At 60.0% G+C, this 10,832-nt stretch carries 9 protein-coding genes; 8 read left to right on the top strand and 1 reads right to left on the bottom strand.

Translation table 11 applies throughout. The features are described from left to right. Positions 1-227 precede the first annotated feature (227 nt). The 3 genes from ABF757_RS10885 to ABF757_RS10875 all read left to right on the top strand — a co-directional run bounded on the left by ABF757_RS10885 (position 228) and on the right by ABF757_RS10875 (position 4,841). On the top strand, positions 228-2,678 hold the full coding sequence (locus tag ABF757_RS10885) for a membrane-bound PQQ-dependent dehydrogenase, glucose/quinate/shikimate family (RefSeq protein WP_415482351.1): 2,451 nt from the start codon (positions 228-230) through the stop codon (positions 2,676-2,678). 114 nt (positions 2,679-2,792) lie between these two features. After that, entirely contained in the window at positions 2,793-3,689 is an 897-nt protein-coding gene (locus ABF757_RS10880; RefSeq protein WP_415482349.1) for a transporter, read from the top strand. 138 nt (positions 3,690-3,827) lie between these two features. Further along, a complete protein-coding gene (locus ABF757_RS10875; protein WP_415482347.1) occupies positions 3,828-4,841 on the top strand; it encodes a helix-turn-helix domain-containing protein in 1,014 nt (337 codons plus the stop codon). Between the two features lie 5 nt (positions 4,842-4,846). Here ABF757_RS10875 and ABF757_RS10870 read toward each other — a convergent pair whose 3' ends face one another. After that, on the bottom strand, positions 4,847-5,560 hold the full coding sequence (locus ABF757_RS10870) for a type 1 glutamine amidotransferase (protein ID WP_415482345.1): 714 nt from the start codon (positions 5,558-5,560) through the stop codon (positions 4,847-4,849). Between the two features lie 209 nt (positions 5,561-5,769). Between ABF757_RS10870 and ABF757_RS10865 the strand changes: the two genes are divergently transcribed. From ABF757_RS10865 to ABF757_RS10845, 5 genes are all read left to right on the top strand, one after another. Beyond that, positions 5,770-5,961, top strand: coding sequence for a Flp family type IVb pilin (locus ABF757_RS10865; protein WP_025861373.1), 192 nt, complete (start codon positions 5,770-5,772; stop codon positions 5,959-5,961). A 154-nt stretch (positions 5,962-6,115) separates the two neighbouring features. Beyond that, complete coding sequence (locus ABF757_RS10860; protein WP_415482343.1) at positions 6,116-7,348, top strand: AAA family ATPase; 1,233 nt, start codon at positions 6,116-6,118, stop codon at positions 7,346-7,348. After that, positions 7,348-8,808: a CpaF family protein gene (locus ABF757_RS10855; RefSeq protein ID WP_415482341.1), complete on the top strand. Its 1,461-nt coding sequence runs from the start codon at positions 7,348-7,350 to the stop codon at positions 8,806-8,808. Before ABF757_RS10860 ends, ABF757_RS10855 begins: the two co-directional genes overlap by 1 nt. Beyond that, positions 8,805-9,773, top strand: a complete 969-nt coding sequence (locus ABF757_RS10850) for a type II secretion system F family protein (protein ID WP_415482339.1) — start codon at positions 8,805-8,807, stop codon at positions 9,771-9,773. Before ABF757_RS10855 ends, ABF757_RS10850 begins: the two co-directional genes overlap by 4 nt. A 202-nt stretch (positions 9,774-9,975) precedes the next feature. Further along, positions 9,976-10,692: a type II secretion system F family protein gene (locus ABF757_RS10845; RefSeq protein WP_415482337.1), complete on the top strand. Its 717-nt coding sequence runs from the start codon at positions 9,976-9,978 to the stop codon at positions 10,690-10,692. Positions 10,693-10,832 lie beyond the last annotated feature (140 nt).

Here is a 10,832-nt window from a genome sequence, read left to right as displayed (position 1 = left end):
GGGTGGGGGTGTCTTGCCTGTGGTGCAGGGTGGCGGCGCGCAGGCTGTATCAAGACTGATACAGTTGGGTGCGTTTCCTACACACTGTGGTGAGACGCTCCATTCCTGATTTGAAGAATTCCCTAACATTACTGAAAGAACACGCATGGCTCTTGGTATGTCCGGGGCATGGTCATGCAGGCGTGGCCTCTGCGGGTGTGTCAGGAGCGTTTCAGGGAATGATTGAGATGCAACAAAGTCACGCACGACTATGGTCCATCATAACCGCGCTGTTATTTGGCGCGGCGGGGCTGTTTTTATTTCTTGGTGGGGCTGAACTGCTCGTTCTGGGCGGTTCGTGGTTCTATGCGCTGGTGGGTGCGGTGCTGCTGGGCACGGCTGCGGCGGGCTTTCGCAAGCCGCAGCTTGCGGCCCGTGTGTATGCGGGCCTGCTGGTGGTGGCAACGCTCTGGGCTCTGGCTGAAACCGGCCTGAATATCTGGGGGCTGGAAGTCCGCCTGCTGACGCTGGTGGGGCTGGGAGCCTGGCTGCTGCTGCCGGGCATATGGCGCACCGGGGCCTCGTGGCTGGATGACAAGAAACCCCTGCTGGCAGGGTTGACTGTGGCGTGTGTCGCCCTCGTGGCAAGCTGCTTCTCGTCCTATTCGATTGATGGAGTCGTGCCTGCGGACCGCATGGCCGCCGCCATGCCGGACCTCAAGGACGGCGTTCCCGTGGGGGACTGGCACTATTATGGCCGTAACGCACAGGGGCAGCGCTACAGCCCGCTGACACAGATCACACCCGGCAATATCAGCCACCTCAAGCGCGCATGGGTGAGCGAAACCGGCGATACCCAGCAGGCGGGCGAGGCCGTGGTGGCCGGGCCTGACGCAGGGCATGAGTTCAACCTTGAGCTGACCCCCATCAAGGTGGGTGACACGCTGTATATGTGCACACCCCATAGCTGGGTGATGGCCATGGATGCGGCTACCGGCAAGATCAAATGGAAATATGACCCGCACCCGGCAAAGGCCGATCTGGATTCCAATGTGTATCTGGCGTGCCGTGGGGTGTCCTATTACCGTATTCCTGATGAAATCCAGACATCGTGCCGTGAGCGGATTTATTCCCCCGTGGCGGATGCGCGCATTGTCGCGGTGAACGCCCAGACCGGCGAGCCCTGCGAGGATTTTGGCGATCACGGCTTTATTTCCATGCGTGACTACATGGGTAACGTGCCGCTGGGCTTCCATTTCATCACCTCTCCTCCGCTGGTCATGAAAAACCGTCTGATCACGGGCGGGTGGATTTTCGACAATCAGGCCAATTTTGAACCCTCGGGCGCTGTCCGTGCGTTTGACGCTACCACCGGCAAAATCGCCTGGGTGTGGGATGCAGGTCATAACCCCGAAACATGGACGCCGGGCCCCGGCGATGAACTGACGCGCGATACCCCCAACGCATGGGGCGTTTATACGGCCGACCCCGAACTGGGGCTGGTGTATCTGGGCACGGGTAATGCCCCGCCGGATAACTGGGGTGGTTCGCGCCGTCCGTTTGACGACGCCACATCCAGTGCCACGGTTGCGCTCGACATCGTTTCAGGCGAGCGGCGCTGGCTGCACCAGACTGTGCATCATGACCTGTGGGACATGGACATTCCCTCCGGCCCCAGCATGGTTGATCTGCCCGGCCCGAATGGTACGGAGCTTCCTGCTCTGGTGCAGAGCACCAAGCGCGGCGAATTTTTCGTGCTCGACCGCCGCACGGGGGAACCCCTGCCGGGCTACCCGGTTGCGGAACGGCCCGTACCCACCGCCGGTCATGCGCCTGATGATCGGGTTTCGGCCACACAGCCTTATCCGACCGCCATGCCCAGCCTGTCTCCACCGGATCTGAAAGAAACCGATATGTGGGGGGCAACCCTGCTGGATCAGATGATCTGCCGTATCGAGTATCGCCAGTCCGCCTATGATGGGCAGTTTACGCCGCCGCATGTGGGCAAGACCACCATTGTCTATCCCGCGTTCTATGGTGTGGTTGACTGGCAGGGCATTACCATCGACCCGGCGCGCAAGCTGCTGTTCGCCAATGCCAGCTACCTGCCGTTCCGTATCAAGCTCGATCATCGCACCCAGCTTGAAAAGGAAGGCGTGCTGCCCAAGTGGACGGGTGCAGGCAACGAACCCGCCGCCAAAGGCAATGCGCTGGCCATTTCGCCTGATTACGGCACGCCGTATGTGGCCTACACCAACCCGTGGCTGAACCCGCTCCAGATCCCCTGCAAAGGGCCGGTATGGGGCACGCTGACCGCGATCGATCTGGTGACCAAGAAGATCGTATGGCAGCACCCGGTTGGCACCACCCGCGATACGGGGCCTTTCCGCACGCATAACAATATTCCGCTGCCTACGGGCATGTATAACATCGGCGGCAATATCGTAACGCGTGGTGGTGTCGTGTTCATGGGCGCTACGGCGGATGACTACCTGCGGGCCTTTGATGTCTCCACGGGTGAGGTTATCTGGCGCGACCGTCTGCCCGCGGGCGGACAGGCCACACCGCTCAGCTACGAAAGTGGTGGCAAGCAGTATGTGGTGATTGCCGCTGGCGGCCATGGTGGCCTTGGCACCCGCAGTGGTGACTACATCGTGGCCTACACGCTCGATGGCGCACAGGGCACGCCCACACCCTAAGCCCGGAGCCAACCGGGGCCTGTTCCCGGTTGGCCCTTTCATTTCCTTTGAAACATCCTGCGTATTGCCGCCCCCGGCGTGTCATGGGGGCGGCCTCCATGGTGGAGATTTCACATGAACCTTGCCAGAAAATCGCGGCAAATCCTCTTATGGTCAGGGCTGTGCGTTCCGGTGCTGCTGGGGGCGGGGGCGCAGTCGTCCCATGCGGCGGATATCACGCTGGGGATCATCGGCCCGCATGAATATGACCTGCCGGTGGATTTCAAACCCTTCAACGTGCTGGTGCAGTATGGTGACGGCAACGACGCGGGTAATGCCTATAACGGCTCGGGCCAGCGTGTTGCGGCCCATGGCGGTGGGCATAGCTGGTCGGGCATGACCAAATACGTGCATTTTCGCACGTTTGATGCCATTCCCCATGTCGGTTTTGCGTTCGAGCTGATCCAGCAGGAAAGCTACTCGCTGGCGGATGGCAAGAATTACGGCGGGCTGGGCGGCACGATTGTGGGGCCTGCGGCATGGTTCAAGCCCAATGCCCACAGCACGTTTGGCTTTCAGACCTTCATGGTCACGCCTTCGGGCTCGCGTGATGCGCTGGCCAGCCATTACTGGTCGAATATTTCGAGCCTTATTTTTGATTATGAGTGGAAGCATTTCAGCTTCGATGGCGACTTTGGCACTGTCGTTGCCTCTACCAAGCATGAGCCGGCCCAGCATGCCTTTTCGCCGGGCGTGGTCTTTTACTCCAACCTGCGCTTTAGCTGGAAAGCCACAAAGCTGATCGAGCCTTTCTTTGCGTTCGACTGGCAGAATGCCGGTGGCACCTATGACCAGACCCTCAGGCAGGATGTAAGCGATACCAGCAGCCGCGAGGTGGCTTCGGGGTTGGGGATCATGTTCAACATCAGCCGCAGCGTTAGTGTAACCGCGCGTTACAGCCACTCGGTCGAGGGGCGCAACATCCCTGAAACCGATGCTTATTACCTGAAATTTCTGTATCTCTGGCAATAATGCAAACGGCTCCTGTAACGGAGCGCAGGTGGTGCTGTCTTCATTGTTATTCGAAAATTCAATATAAAATATAGACAAGACAGGGGGTTTCCGGTGTGCCGGAAAGGAAATCAGCCTGTCAGGGTGGGAGTGCGCTGAGTGGAGCAGGAGCCACGGAAAGAGAACACTACGGTGCGTTATTGCGCGCTCGGCCATGCAGCCTGCCGGGCCGGCTCCAATGAAGTGGCCCGGTCATGGGAGCGCTGTCAGGCCCTGTACCGCATGGACCCGTCCAGACAGTGGCGCGCGGAAGTACTGACCAGCACCGAACTGCGTCAGGTCAATGACTCCGCCGCCCCTTTGCTGCGGGTGGGACTGCCGGAAATACAATCCCTTTTCGGCCTTGTGCGTGATCTGGGGTTGATGGTGCTTTTATCGGATGCGCGGGCCGTGCTGCTGGCCCGCTGTATCAGTGATTCCCACCGCGCGGTCTGCCGCAGGCTGCACCTGCAGGAGGGGGCTGTCTGGGATGAAGGGCTGGCCGGTACGAATGGCGTGGGCACTGCCCTGCGCGAAGGCTGTTCCGTAGCCCTGACCCGGGGCGACCACTGGCGCTTTTGCTTCGCGCTGCTGGAAAGCCATGCCGTGCCGGTGTTTGACGGGCAGGGGCAACTGGCGGGTGCGCTCAATCTGGCCTCGTTTGGTAACGAAAGTACCCGGCCTGTCGCCCCGCTCCTGCGCGAGGCGCTGTTTCAGGCTGCCCGCCGTATGGAGGAGCAGTTGCTGCGGGGGCGCTATCCCGGCCAGCGGATCATGACACTGGGGCCAGCGCGTGGCAGTTCAGGCCCGCTTGTAGCGGTTAATGAAGCGGGTGACATCGTGGGCGCAACCCATGCCGCGCGCACCATGCTGGGTTGGGGGGCAGGGCAGGCGTCGCCCCCGGAAGGCCCCTCGGGCAAATATCTTACCGGCACCGGGGTACTTGCCACCCGGCCATGTGGGGTTGAGCGTGTTACCAGCTTCCGCGAGGCGGAAGAGCATGTGATCCGCACGGCGCTGGGGCTGGCGCGGGGCAATGTGTCCGCCGCTGCCCGCCATCTGGGGATCAGCCGCGCGACACTTTATCGCAAGCTCCGCGCGCTGGAGGTTGTCACCCCCCAAAGCCGGGGGTGAGGCGTTCAGCCTATGGCCTGTCCAATCCGCCCGCCTGACAGGCAGTGCCACAGAAACTGCGCGAACTGTGCCTGAAAGACCGGGGGAGCCCCTTCGGTCTTTTCCTCTACCGCCTGCTGGATGGCAGGGGGCAGCGAGTGCCCGCGCTCATGAAACAGGGCGCGGAAAACCGTATCCGTAAATTCGGGGTGCGGCTGAACTGTCAGGATATGGTCGCCATAGCGTAGGGCGGCATGGGCGCAGGTGGGGCTGCGCATGATGGTGCGCGCCTGCGGTGGCGCGACCATGACCTGGTCCTGATGCCAGGCGTTGAGCGTCAGGTGCGTGCCATCATCGAGCGTGTAGTCCTGCGGGCCGACAACCCAGCCACCGGGGAATTTTTCCACCCTTCCGCCCAGAGCCTGCGCAATAAGCTGGTGGCCAAAGCAGACCCCCACCATGGGCACATGCAGGCGGTCCGCCTCACGCACGAAGTCTTCCAGACCGGGAATCCACGGGTGGTCTTCATACACGCCATGCGGCGAGCCGGTTACCAGCCAGCCGTCTTGCTCCCCAACCCCGGAGGGCAGTTGCCCGTCCATGACGTGGTAGGTGGTAAAGGTGGCGTCCGGGCGGCCGAGGCTTGCCCGGAACATGTCCGGGTAATCCATGGCGTGTGCGCAGAGTGCCTCAGGGGGGCGGCCGGTCTGGAGAATGCCGATACGCATGATGTCCGTCATGAAAGAGAAAGTTGGGTTACCCGCGTGCGGTGTGCACGGGCGGGCGGGCACCCTATATCAGGTTTGCATGGCTTGATAAGGGGGGAGCTATCGCGCCCCGCAAGGGGGAATGGTTGCCATTTTATAAACATATTCCATCTTTTCCCACTTTGTTTTATGGGGAAAAGGCGTTTGATTACTGAGTGACTTATTTAAGGGAAGAGCTGGGCATGCTTAAAATCCATCAGGCCGTTGGTTGTTTTGTCTATCGGCTGCGTAAGGATAAGCGCGGTGTGACGGCTCTTGAATACGGGCTGATTGCGGCGCTGATTGCCGTGACCATTCTCAGTGCCGTAACCACCATGGGGCAGAAGCTCCAGCACACCTTCCAGCACGTCGCCAACTCCCTGCCGTCTAACTGAAGCAGGCCGGGCAGACAGGGGGCTGCCATATATTATGGTGCCTCTGTCTGTCTGCCGTGAGTATGCCGGGTGGATAAGCCCGGCGCAGGAGGCCCCTGCCTTGCGGGCAGGTGGCCTGTAGCGGCTGGAAGCCGCATGCAGGGGCGCGCAGGCCATGTCTGAAAACGGTAAGCGGTTTACAGAGACCACGGAGCAGGGTGCTCGGGTTCTGGTTATTGTTCAGGACATGGAAACCGAGGCCATGATGGCCGATTTCCTGAACACGGTCTGCCCCAATGAAGGGCGGCTGCTCAGGTTGGGTATGGAACAGGCCCAGCATTACCTGTCCAATAATACCTGCCCGCCGTATCTGGTGCTGGATATCCGTGGCAGCACAGACCCCTTGGCCAGTGTGCGCCAGTTCAAGGGCATGGTGCCGCCCGATGTCACGATGATGCTCATCGGAGACCGGGACGACGTCAATTTTTACCGCTCCATCACTCATGGCTACGGCATTGCGGAATATCTCTACCCGCCGCTGCATCGTAATCTGCTGGTACGGTTTTTTGGCGATATCATCCTGCATGGCCAGAAAGAAACCACCAGTGTAGGGGGCGGCAGTCTGGTTACGCTGTGTGGTGTGCGTCCGGGTGTCGGGGCTTCCACGCTGCTGGCCAATCTGGGCTGGTATGTGGCGCAGGAAGCGCGACGGCACACGCTGCTGATTGATTTTGATACACAGGCCAGCCGTCTGGGGGTGTTGCTCAACGCCGAGGATAATCTGGGCCTTCTTTCCGTGCTGGAAGAGCCGGAGCGGATGGATAGCCTGCTGGTAGAGCGTAGTATCCAGACCGTTTCAGACAGGCTCAAGCTCCTGTCCTCTCTGGGGCCGGTGGGGCAGAAACCGCGTTTGGCTCCCTCCACGCTCAAGTCCTTGCTGGGGTTTGTGCGCGGGCAGTTCCACTTTGTCATGGCCCGCATGGACTGGAGCGAGGGAGAGACATTTGCCAGTCTGGCAGGGCAGGCGCAGCAGCTTATGCTGGTGATGGACCCGACCCTTGCCTGTATGCGTGATACGTTGCGCCTACTGGCAGTGTTGCCGCAACTACACCTGCCTACCAAACCCGTGCTGGTGCTGAACCAGTTTGGCCGTCCGGGCACGTTGTCCATGGATGAGGTGAGCAAAAGCCTTGGTTGCCCGCCTGATATCGTTATCCCCTACCTGCCGCGCGAATGTGGCGAGGCCGAAATCAATGGTGAGCCCGTCGCCCGTGACTGCAAGCCCTATCATGATGCGATCAGCCGCATCGCGCATGAAAGCCTGTCTCTGCATAGGGTTGCACGCACGGGGGCTGAAGAAAGGGGGCTGGTCGGCAGGGTTGTAAACACTCTGCTGGGTGCGCGCTGATGGACGACACCATGCCACCAGCCGGGCGCGCCAGCCGGTTGCAGCGCCTACATGACATGCAGCCCCATGCCCAGTTGCCGGAAGAAGGGGCGGGCAGGCCCAGCGCTGGGCCTGCGGGCGGCCCACATCCTGCACAGGATAGCGCGGATGCGGGCTTTGCTCCCGCACCGGGTCATGAGGCGGCGGAACGGCGATTTACCAGCGAGCAGATCCTGTCGCTGCGTGCCTTGTGTCTGGGGCGGCTTGATCCGGCGGTTATTCTGGCGCTGGAGCCCGAACAGCTTGCGGGCGCTGTGGAAAGGGTGGTGGATCAAGCGGCCAATGAGCAGCGTATCCGCCTGAACCTGCGCGAGCAGCAGAAAATTGCTGCAGAACTGGTGAACGACATCAAGGGGCTGGGGCCAGTGCAGCCTCTGCTGGATGATGACAGCATCAGCGATATTCTGATCAACGGCCCAAAGCGCATATTTGTCGAGCGTTACGGAAAAACCGAGCTTTCACCAGCGCAGTTTCGTGACCAGCGGCACCTTGTTTCGGTCTGTCAGCGCGTGGCATCCGAAATGGGACGGCGGATTGACGAGGCCAGCCCCATGGTGGATGCGCGCCTGCGCGATGGATCACGCGTCAATATCGTCTTTCCGCCGCTGGCTCTTGATGGGCCTTACATGTCCATCAGAAAATTTTCTAAAAACAAAATCGATTTACAAAAACTGGTGGAATACGGAAGCTGTTCCCCCGCAGTTGCGACCATACTGGAAATAGCCTCGCGCGTGCGGCTGAACATTATTGTCTCTGGCGGTACAGGCTCGGGCAAGACCACCTTGCTGAATGCGCTTTCCCGTTTCATCGATTTTTCCGAACGGATTATTACCGTCGAGGATGCTGCGGAACTCCAGCTCCAGCAGCCGCATGTCGTGCGTATGGAAACGCGCCCGCCCTCCATCGAAGGTAAGGGCGAAGTGACTCAGCGCGATCTGGTGCGTAACGCCCTGCGCATGCGGCCTGACCGTATCATTGTGGGGGAAGTGCGAGGGGCCGAGGCGTTCGACATGCTACAGGCCATGAATACTGGCCATGATGGCAGCATGTCGAGCATCCACTCCAACAACACGCGCGAAGCCATTACCCGTGTGGAAAGCATGGTGCAGATGGGCAGCTTCGGCCTGCCTGTGCATGTTATCCGAACGCAGATCGTGGGCGCGGTGGATCTGATTGTGCAGGTGGGGCGTAACCGCGATGGTGTGCGCCGTATCATGCAGGTGACAGATGTTGCCGGGGTTGAAAACGGCACGGTGGTCATGAACGATCTGTTCAGGCTTGGTTTTGATGGAGAAGACAGCCACGGGCGGCTGATTTCTCATTACGATGTATCGAATATTCGCCCGAGTTTTCATGAAAAACTCGAATATTACCAGATGGATGGTCTCTGGAACGCCACTCTGGCGGATAACCGCGCATGACGGTGCCAGCAGGCCTGTTGCTCGGCATGGCGGTTGTAGCCGTGTTGGTGGGCGTGGGCTGGTGGGGGCATGCCGTTTACCGGCGCATGCGTGTTCAGGAACGGCGGAATGAACGCCTGATCCGCCTGCTGGGTCGCTTTCGTGGGCCGCTTGATATTCGCGGGCCATTTGCGCGCTGGGCGCAGGATTTGTTTTCCTTTATTGCTGAGCATGGAAGACGTTTTTTTTATACAATCGTCAATTATGGTGCCGCGAAAGCCGCGATCAGAAAAAACGATTACGTGGTATTTGGCGCGCTGGCGGCCCTGCTGCTGCTGGCATGGCCTGCTTTTGCCCTGTTGGGGTTTTTGGGGATCGTGGCCGAAGTCCTTGCGTGGATTTTGGGCGTGCGCGCACTCTACACCTATATAGGCGGGCGCTATAATACCCAGCTATATGAGCAACTGCCTGATACGATCAGCATTATTGTCCGGGCCTTGCGCGTGGGTGTGCCGTTGCCGCGTATTCTTGATCTTGTCTGCCGCGAGGCCAGCCAGCCTACGGCGTTTGAGTTCACGCGGCTGGTGCAGGATATTGCGGTGGGGCAGAGCCTACCGCAGGCTTTCGCCAATATGGCCGAGCGGGTTGATGTGACGGAATACCGTTTCATGGCAACGGTTATTGAGGTGCAGGCGGAAACCGGCGGCACGCTGGTTGATATTATGGCTATGCTAGAAAAAACCCTGCGTGAACGCAGAGCTATCAGAAAAAAGGCCATTGCGGCTTCGGGCGAGGTTCGGCTTACCTCATATGTGCTGCTTGCACTGCCGTTTCTGGTGGTTCTGCTGCTGGAAATACAAAGCCCGGCATATTTCAACGGTCTTCTGGCTGACCCGCGCGGTTATGGCGTGCTGGCGCTGGCCGGAGGATTGTGGTGTCTGGGGCTGTTTTCCATACGCTTCATTACAGCCAGAGTTCTGAAATAGCATGATGGCTATGCTTCTTTTCCTTTCCGTTCTTGTGCTTGGTTTCAGCTGCATATGGGGGGTGGTGGTGCGCCCGCGCCTTGCCTCTGGCCGACGGCGGGCGAGGCTGGATAGGTTGCAGCACTACCGCGTAGCGGAGGTGGTAGGCAGGCCCGGTCGGCGTTTCTCTCTGGTGCGGGGAGCATATGAGGTCGGATCGTTCATGATGCGGTATAAGGTTTTGCCGCGCAGGACGATTGATGAACTGTTCCGCACGCTCGCACGCAACACGCAGGAACCCGACAGGCTGCTGCCGGTTTTTATCGGCGCCAAAACCGTGCTGTTCGGGGTGGGGTTGCTGCTGGGTTTTGTTGTGTTCGTGGTGGTGGATATAGGCTCGATCATCCATCTGGTTCTGCCTGCCGGGCTGCCTATTGGGGGGATGTTGCTGCCGGATATGGTTCTGGCAGCCCGGCGCAGGCATTATCTGCGCGCCGTTGAAAGTGGCATGGCGGATGCGCTGGATATGCTGACTATCTGCGTGGATGCGGGCATGCCAATCGAAGCCGCCATGCAGCGCGTGGCCCGTGACATGCTGCGGGTGAATGGCAGCGTGGCCAGTGAACTGCAACTGACCGCGCGGGATATGAGCTTAATACCCGACAGGCAGGAGGCGCTGCGGCAGATGGCCACGCGCACGGGGCTACCTGTTATGCGGCAGGTGGCAACCGTTCTGGGCCAGTCTTTTGAGGTGGGGTCCCCCATCGCACAGGATTTGCGCCTGCTGTCTGAAGATGTGCAGGCTGACACCATGCTGCGTTACCAGACAAGTGCCGCGCGATTGCCAGTTTATCTGACCCTGCCGATGATCCTGTTTATCCTGCCGGTTATTTTTATCGTGGTGATCGGCCCCGTGGCGCTATCCCTGTTAGGGCAGTAGGGCAGTAGGGCAGTAGGGCAGTAGGGCAGTAGGGCAGTAGGGCAGGGCTCATTGTTGATAGGGTGCCGCATTATGGGCTTGCCTATCCGTGCTCCGTGCTCCGTGCTCCGTGCTCCGTGCTCCGTGCTCCGTGCTCCGTG

The sequence above is a fragment of the Acetobacter papayae genome, assembly GCF_047721125.1.
GTDB classification, from domain to species: domain Bacteria; phylum Pseudomonadota; class Alphaproteobacteria; order Acetobacterales; family Acetobacteraceae; genus Acetobacter; species Acetobacter papayae.
The sequence above is the reverse complement of the archived record's forward strand: the minus strand, read 5'-3'. Positions and strand labels throughout refer to the sequence as shown.

Coding starts and splice junctions, on each gene's coding strand:
- ABF757_RS10885 (WP_415482351.1), top strand. CDS start 228: ATGCAACAAAGTCACGCACGACTATGGTCCATCATAACCGCGCTGTTA.
- ABF757_RS10880 (WP_415482349.1), top strand. CDS start 2,793: ATGAACCTTGCCAGAAAATCGCGGCAAATCCTCTTATGGTCAGGGCTG.
- ABF757_RS10870 (WP_415482345.1), bottom strand. CDS start 5,560: ATGACGGACATCATGCGTATCGGCATTCTCCAGACCGGCCGCCCCCCT.
- ABF757_RS10865 (WP_025861373.1), top strand. CDS start 5,770: ATGCTTAAAATCCATCAGGCCGTTGGTTGTTTTGTCTATCGGCTGCGT.
- ABF757_RS10860 (WP_415482343.1), top strand. CDS start 6,116: ATGTCTGAAAACGGTAAGCGGTTTACAGAGACCACGGAGCAGGGTGCT.
- ABF757_RS10855 (WP_415482341.1), top strand. CDS start 7,348: ATGGACGACACCATGCCACCAGCCGGGCGCGCCAGCCGGTTGCAGCGC.
- ABF757_RS10850 (WP_415482339.1), top strand. CDS start 8,805: ATGACGGTGCCAGCAGGCCTGTTGCTCGGCATGGCGGTTGTAGCCGTG.
- ABF757_RS10845 (WP_415482337.1), top strand. CDS start 9,976: ATGATGCGGTATAAGGTTTTGCCGCGCAGGACGATTGATGAACTGTTC.